Below are 18694 nucleotides of genomic sequence, written 5' to 3'. Positions count from 1 at the left end.
CACAGCCATAAATAGTAGTAAATTAGATGGGTGATATGTACTTTAATTTCTATCTTTAGCAGGATTGAAATTATTATTTTCCTAATAAGTGAAAATTAAATGTATAAAATATTTATGGAATTTAAATTATAAAAAATCCTTAGTCTAAGATAAATACTTAAAACTAAGGAAAGTAATTAATGGCTAACAATCATCAATGAATTTACTAGTAATCATCCGATTTTAGTAGGATTCAGCTATTAATAAATGAATCCTATAGACTAACAAATGACAATCTATCAAACAGCGCCAGCACCACCGTTACCACCGGCACCACCACCAGCACCACCAAGACCAGCAGCACTGAATGACTTGGCGACTGATGCAATATTAGCGATCGCAAATCCGTTCACGCTATACTCTAGAAACTTCTGACCATAGGCAATGTATGGGAGAAACAAAGCTCCTTCTCCTCCTTGTACAGCCATTGCGTCTGTATCAGTTAAGTCTTCGAGAAAGTTTTCGGAATCTGTAAATAATTCAGAACCAGTAGGATTGATAGCAGATACATTCATCTTGACCATTGTTTTTTCTCCGATTTAATAGCGTGAATTGTTCGTTGTTTTGTTGTTGATTTTGAGATTTTTAGTTGTTAGAAAACTACAACTTATAGGTAATAGTGCCACTGAGGCCTGGCGCAGAACTAACACCCCCAGCACTGCCACCATTACCAACACCGCCATTACCGGCACCACCAACACCACTATTACCAGCACCGCCAGTATCGTCTCCATTACCAACCCCAGCAGCACCGACACCAGCAGCACTAAATGACTTGGCGATGGATGCAATATTATTGATTGCAAATCCGTTCACGCCGTACTCTAGAAACTTCTGACCGTAGGCAATATATGGAAGGAAAAAAGCACCTTCTCCTCCTTGTACAGCCATCGCTGCTGTATCACCTAAGTCTTCTAAAAAGCTTTCGGCATCTGTGAAAAGTTTAGCACCCACAGGATTTGCTTCAGATTTATTCATTTTTTCCATTCTTTTTCCTCCAATCAAAATTGGCAGAAAACATTTGTTTATGTATGGATCAAGCTTGCATCGCCTAATTCATACTGAACATTTTTATGAAAAAAAATCTGTTATTCAATAGCGTCAAGAAGATAATTACGTCCTAAAATGACTAATTATGTCCGCAGGTAAAATATTAATTTTACTATGCAATGGATGAATTATTATGCAGATATTTGATAAATTAAAAACAAAGATAAAATCACAATTTTAATTGTAATTTCGATTATCAATATTAGTCACAAGCAATGTGCGATCGCTCGGAAATCTCCATTAGTCAGATTCAATAATTCAACGACATAATTAGACATCTTTTGTCTTTAAAAAAGACAAAAGATGTTGCTATAAATAGAAGAGTAGATAATTGACAATCGCGGCTATACAAACTCAACTCCCTTGCACTGGATAATATAAAGTCTTTGTAGCACCTAACCAAACCTGATCCGAAATATCAAGATATTCGGCAATTTGAGTTGATAAAAAATGATTTATAAATTAAAGCGTAAATTACAGTGAGGTGATTCACTGATTAAGCACTAGTTACTTCTGGCAATTCAAATTTATAACCGTAGCCCCGGACTGTCTTAATAAACTCAGGTACATTTTGATCAACTTCTAATTTCTTGCGTAATTGACCAATGTGTACATCAACAACACGTCCATCGCCCACATAGTCGCAACCCCAAATTTTTTGGATGAGTTGTGGACGACTCCAAGCTTGGCCAGGATGACTCGCTAAAAAATGTAAAATATTAAACTCTAATGCTGTTAAATTTAGCGGCTTATCATTGAGTGTGACTTCTCTACCTTCTGGGTTAATGGCTAATTGCTTAAATATCAAGCGTTGTACAGGAGATGGGTTGATAGAACGTATACGTCTTAACAGTGCTTGTACTCTGACTTCTACCTCCGCGAGACTAAATGGTTTAGTCAAAAAGTCATCAGCACCCGCCGAAAGAATCTTAATTTTATCTTCTTCCGCATTTCTACTGGTTAGGATCATGACTAAGACATTCGTTCGACTCTGCATTTCTTCGCACAAATTGTAGCCACTGATATCAGGTAAATTCCAATCTAAAATTACTAAAGCTGGATCAAATTGCTCAAATAACGATAACGCCGTTTTGCCATCTGCCGCAGACTCTATTTGATATTTTCGACCGAGAAAACGATAGATTAGATTACGGACACCAAAGTCATCATCTACAACCAAAATTTTGGGATTTGTAACAGGAAGCATAACCATAAAGTTCTAGCCTATGATTCATTGGGCAACTCGTAGTTGAGATAGTTTTTTGGGCATACGAGAAGCCACTGTGGAAAAGTCTATCAATTACAAAGATTTTTTAGATTTTCTTGACATTTACCCAAGTTGATTACTTAGACATAAACGAGTTTTTGCCAGACATGGACACTACTCTACTGAGATACACTTAATTTTCTATTAAATTTCGGAAAACTTCAGCCATCATATTGCATACCAAATGTATAAGTTTTGTATGATTTTTGTATGTTTTTGAACATAACCGTATAATTAAGTACTCTTATCTTTAAAAGAAATTCAATTTATTGAGGATTTTTAAAGAACAAATACCCTTCAGACAGAAAGTCAATGGCATATCCAGCTAGACTCAACTGAAATTTGCTAAAATGTTTGACTCTCAATTTTCCAAAGTCAACTGTTTTGGAAAAGTCAAGCCATCTGTCCAGGGTGGGTCTACGTGCAGCTACATTCCTACTTGTAAGAAAATACACTTAAAAAGCTGATTGTATGACCAGCCAAGGACTCCGAGCTTCCTCAGAAGGTATTAGAGCTGCAAAAACAGCTTTAACTGACAAAACTTTAAGCCAACACAAATTAGCCATAGCTTTAGGTATTACACGTCAACCCGTATCCAAGTTTTTTGCAGGTGAACCAGTTTCGCGCAGTTGCTTTGTACAAATTTGTCAACATTTAGGGTTATCTTGGCAAAAAATTGCTGCCCTACCGGAAGATATAACTTCAGATGCTAGTGCTAAATCACAAACTAATAATAGAGATTTAAATATATTGGTGCAGGAAATACGTCAAAAGCGCCAAGACAAAATTCAAGACCAGTGCGGTACTTTACAAATGATGGATATTGCTCAGACAATTCCATTGCGTGATATATATACTCCTATATATATATTAGAAACAATCACAAGTCAAAGATGGTTAGAAATTGATGATTTACTACAAGAATTTAACCAAAAAAAATTACTAGGTTTAGAAGTAGCATCACTTTACTCAAAGTTGATGATATTGGGTAAACCAGGTACAGGTAAAACAATATTCTTAAAATATTTGGCGCTTGAGTGTAATCAAGGTCAATTTCAACCGAGTTATGTAGCTATTTTTATTAACCTGAAAGACTTTGCTGAAGACTTGAAAGATAATAGTGATTTGAGTTTATTGAAGTATATTAGCCAAGAATTTGTTAGTTGTGGCATTGAAGCAGAATCAACGCAAAATGTTTTAACTGAAGGCAAAGGATTAATTTTTTTAGATGGATTAGATGAAGTACCGACGATAGATATCAATCAAGTTAATCAAGAAATTCGGCGATTTTCTCAGACTTATTACAAAAATCGCTTTGTAATTAGTTGTCGCATCGGGGCGCAAAAATATAAATTCCCAGGATTTACTGAGGTTGAAATTGCTGATTTTGATATGCAGCAAGCCGATATTTTTGTAAAACAATGGTTTGTAGTAGTTGCTAAGGAATCTAAGGAAGATGGCGAATCTATAGGAAATTTATTTCTTCATCAATTGAATTTGCCAGAAAACAAGCAATTACGCGAATTAGCGATCGCACCAATATTATTACATTTAATTTGTTTATTTTTTCACACAAAATCTGAATTTACATTTAACGTAGCTAAGTTATATGAACAAGCTTTAAATATTTTGCTGGGTAGATGGGATGATGTGAGAGGTATTTACAGACAGTCAATTACAGAGAACTTCAAGTTATTTAATCCTAAAAAGCTCCTGGCACAAATAGCGGCTATTACTTTTGAGCAAGAAGATTATTTTTTTGAGCAAGAACACATACAATCGTTAATATCTCAGTATTTAAGTCAATTTAATTACTATGCTACTGACTTAGAATTAGTAAATCAGCAGTTGCACGATAGTGAAAAATGGTTGAAAATAATCGAGGTTGAATATGGTTTATTGGTGCAGCGATCGCACGGTATTTACTCTTTCTCTCATCTGGCTTTACAAGAATATTTAACGGCGAAAAATTTTGTCATCAATTACCATGAACAGTCTGTAAATCAGCTAATTACTCATATCACCGAAAAACGCTGGCAAAATATTTTCTTATTGACTGTGAGTATGTTGCCCAATGCAGAAATAATGCTGCAATTAATGAAACAAAAAATAGATAATTTAGTAGCTAATGACCAGAAAATTCAAGATTTTTTCTTATGGCTCAATCAAAAATCAAATTCTGTAGCTACTCAATATAAAGCAGGTGCAATTCGGGCTTTTTATTTAGTTTGTGTCGGTCGTGTTTTAGAAGTGTGTTCGCAAGCAAGTAATTGTCCTCAACAGCAAGTATTTGGTAATTCATCTAGTTATGGTCTGGAACGTGCTATTTTAGGTAATTTAGCATTCAATCCAGAATTGGCGATTGATGAGTTTTTGACTAGTACTTTTGCTTGTGCGGCTGAACTGGAATTTGCCTGTCATTATATTTTGAATGATGCTATTGTCTTTGACTATGCCCATGCGTTAAATATTGCCTTTGATAAAGCCCTAAATTTAGTTATTGAGTCTCAATTTAAGCAATTTCTCCACAACCTCAAGAAACAATTGCCAAATGCTCAAAATCATCCACATAAATTTCGTAAGTGGTGGATAGAACACGGTAAATTCTGGAGTGGAAAATTTAGGGAACTCCTAATTCAATATCGCAATATTTGTCATGATTGGCAGTTTAGTAAACAGCAAATTGAATTAATTCAGCAATATTATAGTGCGAATAAATTACTGATAAATTGCCTGAATGTGTCCCGGAAGATAACGCCTGCAATTAGAGAAGAAATTGAAGGAACTTTGTTGTTAGTAATCTCAGAAATCAAAAGCTGAATTATAGAGTTTTTAATTTTCCAAAACTACCGAATATACCGGAAGAAAGACTTTTATAGTATTCATACCTGAGAAAGAGCAATCTAATAGCTTCATCTCGTTAAATTGCTCTTAGCAAAGTCAGTTAAGGATATTTTATGAATAACTTAATAGGTGGTATTATTCCTCAACAGCCACCAGTTGAGCCGGTATCTGATGCTCATGTTCTTAAGTCGCGTTTGGAATGGGGCGAACCAGCTTTGACAATTTTAGATGTGCGCGATCGCCAGACCTACAACGAAGGTCATATCATGGGAGCCATGCCTATGCCCATTGATGAACTAGCAGAGCGATCTGTACCATCTTTAGACAAAAGCCGTGATATCTATATTTACGGTGGTAATGATCAAGAATCTGCCCAAGCTGCACAAGTTCTGCGTTCTGCTGGTTTTGTGCATGTTTCTCAACTCAAGGGTGGTTTAGCTGCCTGGAAGGCGATCGGCGGCTCAACAGAAGGTATTGTGGAATCTAGAACTCCCGCAGGTGCAGATGACTATAATGTTGTCTCTCGGCTGAAAAACCACGCCGAAAATCAGCAAAAAGAAGTCTAGATTTTGGTCAAATAGCACCAAGCCCTAACGAATAGAATTCGTGGCTATACAAACAAAGTCCGCCTACGCGGACTAACGCTAAATCTGGGGTTTGAAACCCGCGTAGCCCGCATTTCTCACAAGCTTCAGGCGTTTGATGGGGCAGAGGGGCAGAGGTGCGGAGGGGCAGGGGAGAGAGTACCTCATTCTCCCCTGCTCCCCTGCACAGGCTTTGAAAGGTGTAGTGAGAAACCTGCGTAGGTGGGTTTTGTTCGTGTAGCTGCGACTTCAGTCGCTTGGTGCAAGAGGTGAATATAGGAGAATGCTTTGACTCTTGGCTATTGACTTTCAATCAATGTTCAAATAAATCTTTGAACTGTAATAAATCTAATGCAACAATTGTTGGTAAGACTTGAAAGCATTCTTGTGCGAGTTGCCAACGTTCTTCTCGTTTGAGCATTTCACTCAGCTTGTGTTGGACACTAATTAAATAACGCACATCATTAGCAGCATAGCTTAATTGCGCTTCTGTTAAATTAGCAGCATTACCCCAGTCAGAACTCTGGGCGCTTTTATCAAGTTCTACTTGTTCTAATTCTTGTACTACCTCTTTAAGTCCGTGACGGTTGGTATAAGTACGGGCTAATTTACTGGCGATTTTGGTACAAAAAACAGGCTGGACGAAAATTCCTAAGTTGTGGCGTAAAGTAGCAACATCAAACCGCGCAAAGTGAAATATCTTTAGTATATTTTTGGCTTCGAGAAGCTGTTTTAAATTGGGAGATTCTGTTTGTCCTCTGGCGATGCGGATGGCTGTGACTTTACCTTCCGGGTTGCACAACTGCACAAGACACAAGCGATCGCGCTGTGGTAATAATCCCATAGTTTCCGTATCAACTGCGATCACCTCGGCTTTTAAGTACTCACTGAGGGTAGAGTCATTAATGTCGCGATCGCAAACCTGAAAATCTGGTAATGTCATAAATTACTAAACCATAAATGCAGTGTCTTCCACAAAAGAATACCCTTAGACACTACATAATTTCAGCAAGTCAATTTATCTAGTCAGTAAGAAAATTTGCGTTAAGTAGACTTCACCTTGCTGATTAGTCGCCACACCAACACCAGTTAAGTTGTAATTTCCCTTGATATTCTTCAAATGTCCCGGACTTTCTAGCCACCCAATTACAGCTTGAGAGGCAGGATTACTATATCCTTGGTTGACTGCCACATTTTCGCCTGCACTATTAAAGCGAATTGTAGTCGCCATAACACGCTTTTCAAATCCGTTATGACTGAAGGGAACTTTCCCTTTAGCCATATTTTGACTGTGAATCCTGGCTTGTCGAGAGATATTGGCATTCAAAGTTAACTTTGGCAGTTTTTTAGAAGCTCGATAGCGGTTGATTTGTTCAAAAACTGATTTTTCTAATGCAGTGGTGTTAAAGGTAGTAGTGGATGAGGCTAGTTGACTAGAAGCAATGGGATGAGTTGTGCTGTTGGTAGATGAGTGGCTTGGTATCGGAGTAGTGATAAATCCACTAGCAAGGACAAGCGTACTTAAAGCGATGCCAAAAGCAGGTTGTCGTAACATGGAGAATTACAAAGTATAGATGATTAAGACCTATACTCTACCTTCGACTTCCTTGAATCTGTAACAGGATATTATTAAAAATTGCTCAATCTGGGAAAGAGGGGTTAGGGATTAGTACAACAATTTTTTAACTATTTGATGGACTGTCTCGGTCAAATCGTGCATTTCGCCATGACCTTTTGTGGCGATCGCAATTTGTTCTTGATAAACCATAAATTATGCCAATCTCAAATGAGAACACTTAGCGAGAAATGTTGCTGCTTTGTTTTCAGCATCTGGGTTGTGAATATGGGCTGGTGTTGGTCGAATAATTCCAGAAAACAGGTCATCTAGTCCGTAAGGTGTCAAAAACTCCCATTCACCTTGGCTATTTAACCTGACACCAACAGCAGTGGCAGTATGTAACCAATCTTGTATACCATCTTCAGTACTAGTGTAAGTCCGCCTACCAGCCCGCCACAGGGCAAAACTAGCCTGATTTTTGACATCGAACTTATAGTTAGGGAATTTTTCTGTGAGAATGGTTTTAGCCGCTAATTCCTGAGAGCGATCGCCATCTGCATCAAAAAAGGCAATATCAAAGTCATTGATGACTAAGGCGCAGTCTTCGCCAAATATTGACCGCCAAACGCTGTTACGGACTGCACCTCCAGCTAACCACCAGTTAGGTAAGTTGACTTGGGCGATCGCGGGTAACACAGTTGCGATCGCTGTGTCAGTTAAAATTGCTTGTAAACGAGCATTCGTATTCATCGGCAACTTAAAGAATTCTTCGCTTGAATGTGAAGATATTATGAGTTATCTTCGACACCAAGAAAACTTTGATCAAGATTTTTTGAGAATTTTCATAATTCCCCAACTAAACCTACTGTTATTTGCGGAAAAGTAATGTTTACTTCAGTAGTTTACTGGGTGAAATTAAAACCCTATATTGCTTATTCACCGTACATTTCCCGATTACAACTGTGCTAGGCATCAGTGTAGGCTTGAGTTGCCAAACCCAGCTAATTGGCTGGTTAGTTCCATTCTCTGCCTATTGTTTATTCTTTTTATGTAAAAAAAATATTCCCGATTGTGCTAGACTTGACAAAATTACTGATAAATTACAGTTCTTTCACAAAAACGTGCCAATGCTCCAGATCAACCTCAAGAAAATTGCGGGTAATCACGTAGAGCAAAGCTCATCTACTGCTAATTATCACCAGTATTGTAAGCGATCGCTCGTTGATGAAAAAGCTCTAAAATTACGTTTCAGTCCTAAGCATAATCACAGATTAACGCTACAGTGGTTATCTGCCTGTAGGAATACAAGCTGAGGCGATCGCTGTGTAAAAAATATCCCTGATTTCAGCAAACAACATCTACCATCGTGATTGACAACTGTTGCACAATTACACTAGCTTTCTATTTCAGTACACATTGTGAGTTACACAGTGCAATCAATAGAGTATCAATCATAAATTGTTTCACTGTCTAGCATTTATCCAGGCACAAATATCACGTTTAAGTAAATTTTTTAGGAGTAAAAAGTTTTGATGAAATCAATTAATTCGGCAATAAATAAACTTAAAGAAGAAAATTTTCTCTCAAAACAAAAACTTAAAAAAAAGTAAAGAGTTCAGGCATTTACTCAATGTTAAGACGTGGTTAACTTGTTCTTAATAATTAATAAGAGCCTGAATACATATCATGATTTTGGTACATAATTTTTATTATATGAATCATCATTTGTGATAAATTAACATGGTTTTCCCACAACAACAACTAACTTTTTTTAAACAACTAAGGAAACTCACAAATGTTTAGACAGGGTTATCGAGCAGACAACATCCGTAAAATTAACAAGCAGCACGCTGGACAGAAATTGCCTAATTTCAAAGAAAACTTGGAATTTTGGCGGATGACTTTTTTAGAGTCAGTGCCATTTTTGCTGGCTTGCACTGTATTTTTGAGTGTGATCAGCTTACACAGCCCAGTACTGCTTTTTTGTTTATTAATTGGTAGTTTAATTGTTATATCGATACAACAAATTGGGCAATTAGTCAACTTACCAAATCGGTGGCGGATTGCCTTACAAATATTGGCACCAATCGTAATTTTAAGCTTATTTTGGTTAGATTACTTGGCTGCCCCAGCCCAGGCCCAATTTTTTGGTAAAGCCGAAAGATTTTTCAAAACTAATCTGACACAAGGTGCTAATACCAATACTGCTGGTACAGAAACAGCCGTTAGTTTAATATTCAATGTTCTGAGAGGAATTTATCTACTTTATATTGCAGTTTCGTTAATTGGGGTAATTAATGCCGTACGGAAAGATGAAGACTGGCAAAGTATTGCGAGAACCCCATTATTAGTTGTTTTGGCTGTCACAATTGCCGATGTCATGACAGGCTTCGTGATTGGTAATTAATGGTATGTCTGAAGAACGAGAACAAGATTTTCGACCAGTAAATCAGATTTTAGGCGCACAACCATCGTTAGGGCCAATTCCTGCCGATCAAATTTTTCCTTGGTTAGTAATTGCCCTAACGGCATACTTTATTATTAATGGCGTTTTTGGTGGCTTGTTCACCGATGAATTTCAAAAATGGTTGTGGACATTTTTAATTGCTGGTTGGGGAATCGCTACTTGGTGGATATTATCTGGTGGTAGGAGTTGGCGTTTTTTAAGCAAATTTATCGGAGTTCCCACTTGGACTAGAGGCTTTGCTCGTTATCAAAGCTTGCTGGAAATTAATCATGAAGCAAAAAATCGGAAAAAAGAGCATCGGCACCCCAGGAAACGAAAGTAGATTAACGCCATTTGAAGACGCTTTACACCTAGCAACAATGCTCCGTATTGCAGTGGATGGACGTGATCTTGGCGCTTATATTTTAGCGAAAGGCACGCAAAGAGATAGATTTTGCTTTGTCTTTGGCTTTGAATGTAAAGGCATCCATACCACTTTAAGAAGTGAACAGATAAATACTATATTTAATAATATTGAATCTGGGCTGAAAGATATCCCTGAAGGTGAAAGAATGACCTTACATATAGGGTCTTTTAGTTCCGACAAACAGCGTCAACAAGAACTAGCAGATTTAATTAAAAGCACGCCGTCGAATGACATTAAATATTTAATTATGGCAGAAAGAGCCAGAATTAGAGAACTGACTAACGCTGGCATTCGCAAACCAAAATTTTTACGGATTTATGTTACTTATACCGTAGAACAAAATTCTACTAATGCCGATGATTGGATTGAAAAACTTTTGGCTAGAGCAGAATCTTGGTGGCTGAAATTTAAAGGCGAACTTGAAGAAATTGAGAATCAACGCCTTGAAACTGTAATTACTGAGGCTTATAAACAAGGTTTTTGCCGTTGGGAACAGTTGTTATCTAACAAAATGGGTTTAGATATTAAACCTTTAAATGCAGAAGAACTTTGGGAAGAAGTTTGGTTGAGATTTAACGATACAACCCCCATAGAAATTCCGCAATTACTCACCTTAGATGAAACAGGATTACACGAACAAGTTAACTCTGATTTATCTAGTAGTAAATTATTGGTCGAGAATGTCCACAGTACAACTTTACTGATGGAATCAAGTGTGCCTCGTGCCGATCGCCGTTGGGTATATATCAACAATCACTACGTCGGTGCGATGACCTTTTTAGAAAAACCAGGTGGCTGGCCGAATAAATTTTCGCAACTGCGGTACTTATGGGAATTATTGGCGAGGGAAAGTGTCGTTGATACCGAAATCTTTTGCCAATTAACCGCCGCCAATCCTGCCATAGTCAAGACTACATTACAACGAGTGCTGAAACAATCAAATGTCTCAGCACTTTTGGCACAGGAAAAAAGTAAAACAATTGATGTCAACGCCCAATTAAAATTAAAAAAATCGGTCGCAGCCCAAGAACAATTGTATGAAGGAGCCGTACCGATTCATACAGGAATTGCCATTTTTGTCCATCGTCCCAGCCAAGTCAAATTAGATGAAGCCATCAGATATATTGAAAACTGTTTTCAACGTCCAGCGCAGGTAATTCGAGAAACCGAATATGCTTGGAAAGTTTGGTTACAATCTCTGCCAATTGTTTGGGAAGGTTTGTTAGTTAAACCCTTTAACCGCCGACAGTTGTATTTAACCAGTGAAGTGCCTGGATTAATGCCGTTAGTAATGACTAAAGCCGGCGATAAATATGGCTTTGAGTTGATTGCTGAAGAAGGTGGGACACCCATACATTTAGATATGTTTCACCAACACAAAAACTTGGCGTTGTTTGCTACTACCCGCGCCGGAAAATCAGTGTTGGTATCGGGAATTTTAACTCAGGCTTTAGCTCATAATATTCCCGTCGTGGCTCTAGATTTCCCCAAACCAGATGGCTCATCGACCTTTACCGACTATACCGAGTTTATGGAAGGGAATGGGGCGTACTTTGATATTTCCAAACAATCGAATAACTTATTTGAACAACCAGATTTGCGATCGCTCTCTGCGGAAGAACAACGCGATCGCCTCCTGGATTATGTCGCCTTTCTCGAATCAGCCTTAATGACAATGGTCTTAGGCTCATCTACCGAAAATCAACTCCTCTCCCAAACTGTACGTTCTCTCCTCAACCTCGCATTGGGAGCCTTTTTTGCTGATGAAGGTATTCAAGAAAGATATCGCCTCGCTATTAACGGTGGATTTGGCAGCCCAGAATGGCAAAAAACCCCAACTTTACAAGATTTTCTTTATTTCTGTTCACCAGAACATCTCCGTCTCGATTCTGTGAGTGGTCGAGTTGAAGATGCACTCAGTCAAATTCAACTGCGCTTGCGGTTTTGGCTATCCAGTCGTGTAGGACAAGCGATTTCTTCACCGTCCAGCTTTCCCACCGATGCTCAATTATTGGTTTTTGCACTGCGAAACCTCGCTGACAACGAAGATGCCGCCGTCCTTTCCTTAAGCGCCTATTCCGCCGCCTTGCGCCGCGCCTTAAGTAGTCCAGCTTCTATCTTCTTTATTGATGAAGCTCCCATTTTGTTTGAATTTGACCAAATTGCCGACTTAGTTGGCAGAATTTGTGCCAACGGTGCCAAGGCGGGTATTCGCGTTATCTTATCAGCCCAAGACCCTGATACCATTGCTAAATCGAAAGCCTCATCCAAAATTCTGCAAAACTTATCCACCAGACTCATCGGCCGGATTCAACCAGTCGCCGTTGATAGTTTCATCAGTATTTTGAAATATCCCCGCGATATTATTGCCCGTAATGCTTCTGAAAGCTTTTTCCCGCGCAAAGAAGGAGTTTACAGCCAATGGTTATTAGATGATAACGGCATTTATACATTTTGCCGCTACTATCCAGGTTACGAACAATTAGCGGTAGTTGCCAATAACCCCAATGAGCAAACTGCCCGCAAAAAAGCCATGCAACAACATAGTGATAAATACGAAGCAGTTTCTATTTTTGCCCGTCAATTATTAGCCTCTCTGCGCGGAGGATAACATTCTAGTTTCGTAATCTAAAATCATTTGTAAGAAACTACAAATGACAAATGACAATTAACAAATGACAATTGAAACTTATGCGGAAAACAACTTTATTCACATTATTATTTTCTAGCTTATTAATTTTGCCAGCAATGGCACAACTCGGCAAAGTTTGGACTGATTTTCAATATTATTCGGTAGATTTACAAAACTATCTCAGAAGTAATGTCAATGAAACTTTTAGACCACTAGATATTAGAACTCAAGGGGCGCTGAGTAATTATAGTGGTGAATTGAATTTACCTGATCCAGTTTCAGCAGGTAAACAAGTACGCAGCGATATTATTATCAACTCCATCTCAGGAAGATATGAAAATAATTCCGCAGTCAATGGCGCAGGCGTGAGTAATGAAGTTAATCGCGTAGTTACTCGCGGTGCTGTAGTTGGGGTGCTGGGTAGAGAAGGACAAGTACGCTTAAAAACCAAATTAGAAGATACAGAAAGAAGTATTGAAACTATTGCCCAGACTATTGAAGATGCTGATAATTTTCTGGATGATTTGAAAGACCAGGTATGTAAGATAACAGGTTCAGCCGGCGCTGTAAATGTTGCCAATCAAAGCTTGTGTCAATCGAGTATCCAACAAGATACAACTGTTAAAATTCTCCAAGAACAAGCAAAAATTAACGCGGAAAATCTTGCTCAAACCATCCAAACAAATCAGTCAATACAATACACTAATTTAAATTTAGCGAATATTTCTCAGCAAGTTGAAGAAGCCAACCGCGCTCGGCGAGTTGATTCTGCTACAGAAGCAGCCAGACTTTTAAGAACTGCTTCACAAACAGATTTATTTGGACGCGAACCATAATCATTCATCATCAAACAATGTGATTTAAAATGCAGCTTTATCTTGCACAGGTTTTTCCCGGTATTACAGATACTCTAGAAAATGGAGCAACAACAGCTAAAAGTATCGCTGAAAGCTGGGATAATCAATGGGTGAATTTATTACAAAATGACACTAGTAATAACTTATATGGAGCCATCACCAATTTAGGTGTATTTTTTGCTGTTGGGACACTGTTATTTTTTATGGTGCAGTGGCTAAAAGATGTCATTTACAGTGAATATTCTCGCCCAATATCTGGGTTAATTTGGCCATTTGTAGTGGTAGTTTTATTAAGTAATCCTGGCAATGGTAGCGCACTTTCTAATTTGACTTTGGGTGTGCGGAATTTTATTAATACGGTAAATCAACAAGTAGTCACCACCGCCGATGCTGAACAAACTTATCAGCAAGCCATTAGTATGAGTGTGGCGGAAGAAGTTGCAGGTTCCCTACTGCGTCCTTGTCAAGCACTGACTGGTGAACAACAAACTCAATGTTTAAATAAAGCCACTGAACAAATTGATGACCTCTGGCAAGAATATAGAAATAGATACGGTAATCGAACTTGGATAGATAGATTAGAAAATCAAGTTAATCAAATTAAATTCGGTACAGGAATTATCACCGACGCAGCATTTAACGCGCTGTTAGGCAATACAGGACAAACAACTATTAAAAACTTTTTAATTTCATTACAATATGCTTTTCAAAATTTGCTAGAAGCTACGATGTTGCTGATAGCAGCTTTAGGCCCCATAGCAGTCGGGGCTTCATTATTACCTGTAGCTGGTAAACCTGTTTTCGCTTGGATTACCGGATTTTTAGCGGCGGGAATTGCCAAAATTTCTTTTAATATTGTGGCTGCATTAACATCCGCAGTGATTATCAATGGCCCAGGACAAGATATTAACGCTAGTCCTGATTTAATGTGGTTTATTATCTTTTTGGGAATTTTAGCGCCGTTATTATCGTTGTTTTTAGCTGCGGCTGGAGGGTTCGCAGTTTTCAGCGCGATCAATAATACTGAAAGTTTAGTGAGGAATAGAATATAGCAAAAAAAGTCTGAAGTGTGAAGTCTGAAGTATGAAATGGAGAAACTCTTATAGTAAGGTTTTCAGAAATTTAAAGACAGACTTTCTTCCCCTACTCACCATTCCCTACTCCCTACTCCCTAGATCGTATGGTCAATTTACTTAAAAAAAGACAAGCCAAACAAACAGGAAGTGTATTGACAACTTTTGCGATCGCCACTTTCAGTTTGCAAATCTTAGTGCTAATTTTATTTATTATTCAAGGTTTAAATATCCGGCAACTGAGTCTGAGAAAACCACCTAACTTTGTGCAGATGATTGATGGTAAGACACCCACCGCCACTGATGAGTTAGAACGAGACACGGAAAGCATCAGCCAATTTGTCAGTAAAACCATGACCGCTATGTTTAATTGGTCGGGAAACTTACCACCCCAAAATATTGAAGAAGTCGCCAAACCTAAACCAGACCCAGGAATTCAAGTGCGAACTCTCAAAGGTGGTAACAGAAACGTCACCACTAGCACTTGGATAGCGAGTTTTGCGATTTCCGAAGACTTTCGTAAAGGTTTGTTAAGTGCGATCGCGGAACTTACACCCCCAGAAGTTTTTGCTAACAACTCCCAAAGCATTACTGCTCAATTAGTCATTAAGCGCCTTTATCCACCCCAAAAAATTTCCCCTGGTAAATGGCGTGTCAGCATGGTAGCAGACTTAGTACAAACCAAACGTTCCGATAATCGCCGCAAAGTTACAGCATTTAATAAAGATTTATTAGTCCGTGCAGTTGATTATTTTCCCTATCCCTTGAGTGAAAACAGCACAGACTTACAAAAAGCCATATACAGCACCCGCACAGATAAATTAGAAATTTATGAAATTCGGAACTTATGTTTAATAGACGAATATAATTCCCCAGACGACCAAACCAAGCAATGTCTCAATAATAAATCAAACAGTAATTTTCTCAGATAAATTTTAGCAATAATTAAACCCCATTCTCCACTCCCTACTCCCCACTCCCACAAAAATATTATTCATGCAAATCCTCAAAACCGAAAATAAAAAAAGCAATATTCTTCCCTTATTTGCCGTCGCTACCTTTGGGTTAAATATATTTGCCTTACTGCTATTAATGTTTCATGGGTCAATGTTACAAGCTCTGAAACAACAACTAACGCCCCAAAGTTTGGTACAACTAATAGATGGTCAAGCTGTAACAGTAGATCCTAAACCCAGCGTTGAAAGATATCCCGAAACCATTCGGCGGTTTGTTGGCGAAACCATAAGCCTGATGCTCACTTGGTCGGAACAACAACCACCGCAAACAGCCTGGGATATTAGTTCTCAGATGGTATCCAATAACATTAAACAAAAATTACTCTTAGAAATCACCAGTTTAAAATCAGGTTCACAATTTCAAACTATTAATAAAGGTAGTGAATATGTATTAGTGATTGATAGTATTTCCCAACCTACCAAAATCACAGAAGGAACCTGGAAAGTAGAAATGTATGCTCACCAATTAAGTTTTACAAATTATGACAAACTAGGAGTGTCCAGTCCTTTTAATAAACAAATTCTTGTCCAAGTTGTTGATGAACCCTTAGCATCATTACCAGACAAACCCTTATCCTGGGATTTTGCTGCTTACCGTCTTGGCGAAGCAAGGCTACAAATTTACAATATATGTGACATAAAAGACAAAAATTGTTCTTAAACATTATTACCAAAGCCATATACCATGACTTCATATTCCATTTCTTCAGAACTTAACCCCCAAGGGCTAACAAATCGCTCTCATTCCGATTCGCAAAAACATGCAGAATCTTCCGATTGGGAATCAAAAATCGCCAGATTGGTAGGTTTTGAAGATGAATCAAAAACGGTGAATGTCGAAGCCACCGAAGAACCAGACATTCCCGAAGCTTTAATCGAAGAACCACAAGAAGTTAAAACCACCCAACCCCTATCATCAAATCCTTTTGCTAAATTAACTTTAGTCGGCTCTGCCACCTTAGTAGTAGTTTTGTTAGCTGGTGGCTTTTTATCGCAAATTATGAGCGGTGGTCAAAAATCGGCAACTCGTCCTGTTTCCGTTCCCACTCCAGCCGCAGCCAATACAGCACCCCGCCAGCAAGACTTACAACAACAAATCGAAGATTTAAAAACCAAATTAGCCCTATCCGAACAAGCTGATGAAGTCGCTGCATCCCAACAAAGCTTGCGAAATCCAGTTAGATTGGTTGCATCAGTAGATAGTAGACCGAGCCGTACAGCCAGAAATGTCCGCCCAGCAGTCCAAGGGCCATCTCAGGTAGTGTATGTTCCACGTCAAGTTAATCCACCTCTAGCCAGACCTGCTGTTGTTCCACCTTTTATCCCCGAAACTCGCTCAGTTCCAGACATTCCACCACCACCACAAGCAGTTGTGACAACTCCACCTGCGCCACCAGATCCGCTACAAGAATGGGCAAAGTTAGCTAAATTAGGCAGTTACGGTCAAGTTTCCACCACTGGAACATCGGGAGTAAATATCAGTCAAGTTCCCCCAGTTGACAATAACGATAGAGTTACGTCACCAGAAGTCACACCATCTCCAACCCAACCACAACCTCAAACAAGTCCTGGAATTGGTACAACCCAAACTCAAGGGCCGAAGACAGTAGCAGTTGGTACTAGTACTAAAGCCGTAGTTGCGACAGCGATTTTTGGTGAAACTACCAGAACCAGAGGTAACGCCAGAGATGATGATGATGATGATAAAAATGTCTTTGTCATTCAATTAAAACAACCTTTAAAATCTATCGACGGTCAAGTTGCGATTCCCGCAAAAACTGAGTTGTTAGCTGAAATTAAATCTCTGTCTGATCAAGGTTTGTTGCAGTTGAATGTGACCAAAATTGTCTCCCAAAAAGACGGTGTTTTGACAGAAACAACCTTGCCCAAAAATGCGCTTATTATTCGTGGTGTGAAAGGTAGACCGTTAATCGCAAATAAATTTCCTAATGCCAGTGGTGCGATCGCAAGTATGGATTTAGGGTTATTTGTCTTGGGCGGTATTGGTAAAGCCGCAGAGTTATTTAACCGTACAGAGGCTCAAGTAGTCACAACAACTGCTACAGGTACGATTGTAAGTAACACTAATCCCAGACGTAACATTGCAGCTGGGGTATTAGAAGGTGGTTTTAACTCTGTAATTCCCCAAATTTCCCAACGAAACCAGCAAGCAATTGCCCAATTAACTCAACAAACCAATGTGTGGTTTATCTCTGCGGGTAAAGAAGTGGAAGTCTACGTCAATCAACAGTTACAGTTTTAATTTTGACTTAGTTTAGCGATCGCAGTCATGAAAAATGCCAAATTTCCTCCTTTCCTGTCTCTGGCCTCCTTAATTGTTTCCACTGGAGTGATATTATTAGCTGGCCGTGCTATTGCTCAAAATACCGTTTTGCGTTCTATGCTTTCTTGTCAAGCACAAGGCTTAAGTGGTATAGAACCAACTATTACCGTATCTTATGTCCAAGGTACAAATTTAAGCTTTTTACCTGCTGGTGAAACAATTAAAAAAGTCTGGTTAAATGACCCATCACAAGTAACCATAGACTTTGATGGGCCAGTTTGTACCCAATTCGGACAAAACCAAAATTTTAATTCTGGAGATTGTAAAAACTCTGCCGCCAATGTCATCCAAATGCGACGCATTCCCAAATTAAAAATTCCCGGACTTCCCAACACAGATAAAACACTGTTAACCGTCATTACTGAAGCTCAAGGCAAAAGTAAGCTGTACACATTTCGCGTGCTGTATACAGATTCTGACCCTGGCTATCATACCTTGGCAATTTATGGTGATGAAGCCACCACCGATAACAAATCGCCTTGTCTCAGATATCCACGCTAAAAACCGCAAGTTAATGATGTAGAGGCCAGACACTTATCAAAATCTAGCCTCTAGCC

Annotated in this window: 17 protein-coding genes; 11 read left to right on the top strand and 6 right to left on the bottom strand. The window is 38.7% G+C overall.

Features of this window, described 5'->3' with window-relative positions:
* Window positions 1–278: 278 nt before the first annotated feature.
* The 3 genes from H6G79_RS04790 to H6G79_RS04780 all read right to left on the bottom strand — a co-directional run bounded on the left by H6G79_RS04790 (window position 279) and on the right by H6G79_RS04780 (window position 2302).
* Window positions 279–563, bottom strand: coding sequence for a hypothetical protein (locus tag H6G79_RS04790; RefSeq protein ID WP_190590000.1), 285 nt, complete (start codon window positions 561–563; stop codon window positions 279–281).
* Between the two features lie 76 nt (window positions 564–639).
* Complete coding sequence (locus H6G79_RS04785) at window positions 640–1026, bottom strand: hypothetical protein (protein ID WP_190590001.1); 387 nt, start codon at window positions 1024–1026, stop codon at window positions 640–642.
* A 559-nt stretch (window positions 1027–1585) separates the two neighbouring features.
* Window positions 1586–2302, bottom strand: a complete 717-nt coding sequence (locus H6G79_RS04780) for a response regulator transcription factor (RefSeq protein ID WP_190590002.1) — start codon at window positions 2300–2302, stop codon at window positions 1586–1588.
* 525 nt (window positions 2303–2827) lie between these two features.
* Here H6G79_RS04780 and H6G79_RS04775 point away from each other — a divergent pair.
* Together H6G79_RS04775 and H6G79_RS04770 are read left to right on the top strand one after the other, a co-directional pair.
* Window positions 2828–5176, top strand: a complete 2349-nt coding sequence (locus H6G79_RS04775; protein ID WP_190590003.1) for an NACHT domain-containing NTPase — start codon at window positions 2828–2830, stop codon at window positions 5174–5176.
* A 137-nt stretch (window positions 5177–5313) separates the two neighbouring features.
* Complete coding sequence (locus H6G79_RS04770) at window positions 5314–5766, top strand: rhodanese-like domain-containing protein (protein WP_190590004.1); 453 nt, start codon at window positions 5314–5316, stop codon at window positions 5764–5766.
* 331 nt (window positions 5767–6097) lie between these two features.
* Here the strand turns inward: H6G79_RS04770 and H6G79_RS04765 are convergent, their stop codons facing one another.
* From H6G79_RS04765 to H6G79_RS04750, 3 genes are all read right to left on the bottom strand, one after another.
* Window positions 6098–6727 carry a ribonuclease H-like domain-containing protein gene (locus H6G79_RS04765; RefSeq protein ID WP_190590005.1) on the bottom strand — a complete coding sequence of 210 codons (630 nt, stop codon included), beginning with the start codon at window positions 6725–6727 and terminating at the stop codon, window positions 6098–6100.
* A 75-nt stretch (window positions 6728–6802) separates the two neighbouring features.
* Window positions 6803–7339 (bottom strand): CAP domain-containing protein, encoded by a 537-nt coding sequence (locus H6G79_RS04760; protein WP_190590006.1) that lies wholly within the window; start codon window positions 7337–7339, stop codon window positions 6803–6805.
* A gap of 216 nt (window positions 7340–7555) precedes the next feature.
* A complete protein-coding gene (locus H6G79_RS04750) occupies window positions 7556–8092 on the bottom strand; it encodes a nucleotidyltransferase family protein (protein WP_190590007.1) in 537 nt (178 codons plus the stop codon).
* Between the two features lie 1045 nt (window positions 8093–9137).
* On the opposite strand from H6G79_RS04750, the gene H6G79_RS04745 reads away from it, so the two are divergent.
* The 9 genes from H6G79_RS04745 to H6G79_RS04705 all read left to right on the top strand — a co-directional run bounded on the left by H6G79_RS04745 (window position 9138) and on the right by H6G79_RS04705 (window position 18638).
* Window positions 9138–9749, top strand: a complete 612-nt coding sequence (locus H6G79_RS04745) for a hypothetical protein (protein WP_190590008.1) — start codon at window positions 9138–9140, stop codon at window positions 9747–9749.
* A gap of 4 nt (window positions 9750–9753) precedes the next feature.
* Entirely contained in the window at window positions 9754–10131 is a 378-nt protein-coding gene (locus H6G79_RS04740; protein ID WP_190590009.1) for a hypothetical protein, read from the top strand.
* Complete coding sequence (locus tag H6G79_RS04735; RefSeq protein ID WP_190590010.1) at window positions 10079–12826, top strand: hypothetical protein; 2748 nt, start codon at window positions 10079–10081, stop codon at window positions 12824–12826. Before H6G79_RS04740 ends, H6G79_RS04735 begins: the two co-directional genes overlap by 53 nt.
* Window positions 12827–12906: 80 nt before the next feature.
* Window positions 12907–13683 (top strand): hypothetical protein, encoded by a 777-nt coding sequence (locus tag H6G79_RS04730; RefSeq protein ID WP_190590011.1) that lies wholly within the window; start codon window positions 12907–12909, stop codon window positions 13681–13683.
* 29 nt (window positions 13684–13712) lie between these two features.
* Complete coding sequence (locus tag H6G79_RS04725; protein WP_190590012.1) at window positions 13713–14756, top strand: hypothetical protein; 1044 nt, start codon at window positions 13713–13715, stop codon at window positions 14754–14756.
* Between the two features lie 128 nt (window positions 14757–14884).
* Complete coding sequence (locus tag H6G79_RS04720) at window positions 14885–15709, top strand: hypothetical protein (RefSeq protein ID WP_190590013.1); 825 nt, start codon at window positions 14885–14887, stop codon at window positions 15707–15709.
* 64 nt (window positions 15710–15773) lie between these two features.
* Window positions 15774–16454: a hypothetical protein gene (locus H6G79_RS04715; RefSeq protein WP_190590014.1), complete on the top strand. Its 681-nt coding sequence runs from the start codon at window positions 15774–15776 to the stop codon at window positions 16452–16454.
* A 24-nt stretch (window positions 16455–16478) separates the two neighbouring features.
* Window positions 16479–18056 carry a TrbI/VirB10 family protein gene (locus tag H6G79_RS04710; RefSeq protein WP_190590015.1) on the top strand — a complete coding sequence of 526 codons (1578 nt, stop codon included), beginning with the start codon at window positions 16479–16481 and terminating at the stop codon, window positions 18054–18056.
* 27 nt (window positions 18057–18083) lie between these two features.
* Entirely contained in the window at window positions 18084–18638 is a 555-nt protein-coding gene (locus H6G79_RS04705) for a hypothetical protein (protein ID WP_190590016.1), read from the top strand.
* The last annotated feature ends 56 nt before the right edge of the window (window positions 18639–18694 follow it).

Source organism: Anabaena sp. FACHB-83, from assembly GCF_014697485.1.
In the GTDB taxonomy this organism is placed as follows: Bacteria; Cyanobacteriota; Cyanobacteriia; order Cyanobacteriales; family Nostocaceae; genus Nostoc_B.
This window is presented reverse-complemented; position numbering and strand designations above follow the sequence as displayed.

Bases quoted from the DNA above. Each gene is read 5' to 3' on its own strand.
- H6G79_RS04780 (WP_190590002.1), bottom strand. From the start codon at position 2,302: ATGGTTATGCTTCCTGTTACAAATCCCAAAATTTTGGTTGTAGATGAT.
- H6G79_RS04765 (WP_190590005.1), bottom strand. From the start codon at position 6,727: ATGACATTACCAGATTTTCAGGTTTGCGATCGCGACATTAATGACTCT.
- H6G79_RS04770 (WP_190590004.1), top strand. From the start codon at position 5,314: ATGAATAACTTAATAGGTGGTATTATTCCTCAACAGCCACCAGTTGAG.
- H6G79_RS04790 (WP_190590000.1), bottom strand. From the start codon at position 563: ATGGTCAAGATGAATGTATCTGCTATCAATCCTACTGGTTCTGAATTA.
- H6G79_RS04715 (WP_190590014.1), top strand. From the start codon at position 15,774: ATGCAAATCCTCAAAACCGAAAATAAAAAAAGCAATATTCTTCCCTTA.
- H6G79_RS04725 (WP_190590012.1), top strand. From the start codon at position 13,713: ATGCAGCTTTATCTTGCACAGGTTTTTCCCGGTATTACAGATACTCTA.
- H6G79_RS04705 (WP_190590016.1), top strand. From the start codon at position 18,084: ATGAAAAATGCCAAATTTCCTCCTTTCCTGTCTCTGGCCTCCTTAATT.
- H6G79_RS04740 (WP_190590009.1), top strand. From the start codon at position 9,754: ATGTCTGAAGAACGAGAACAAGATTTTCGACCAGTAAATCAGATTTTA.
- H6G79_RS04730 (WP_190590011.1), top strand. From the start codon at position 12,907: ATGCGGAAAACAACTTTATTCACATTATTATTTTCTAGCTTATTAATT.
- H6G79_RS04745 (WP_190590008.1), top strand. From the start codon at position 9,138: ATGTTTAGACAGGGTTATCGAGCAGACAACATCCGTAAAATTAACAAG.
- H6G79_RS04760 (WP_190590006.1), bottom strand. From the start codon at position 7,339: ATGTTACGACAACCTGCTTTTGGCATCGCTTTAAGTACGCTTGTCCTT.
- H6G79_RS04710 (WP_190590015.1), top strand. From the start codon at position 16,479: ATGACTTCATATTCCATTTCTTCAGAACTTAACCCCCAAGGGCTAACA.
- H6G79_RS04735 (WP_190590010.1), top strand. From the start codon at position 10,079: ATGAAGCAAAAAATCGGAAAAAAGAGCATCGGCACCCCAGGAAACGAA.
- H6G79_RS04720 (WP_190590013.1), top strand. From the start codon at position 14,885: ATGGTCAATTTACTTAAAAAAAGACAAGCCAAACAAACAGGAAGTGTA.
- H6G79_RS04750 (WP_190590007.1), bottom strand. From the start codon at position 8,092: ATGAATACGAATGCTCGTTTACAAGCAATTTTAACTGACACAGCGATC.
- H6G79_RS04785 (WP_190590001.1), bottom strand. From the start codon at position 1,026: ATGGAAAAAATGAATAAATCTGAAGCAAATCCTGTGGGTGCTAAACTT.
- H6G79_RS04775 (WP_190590003.1), top strand. From the start codon at position 2,828: ATGACCAGCCAAGGACTCCGAGCTTCCTCAGAAGGTATTAGAGCTGCA.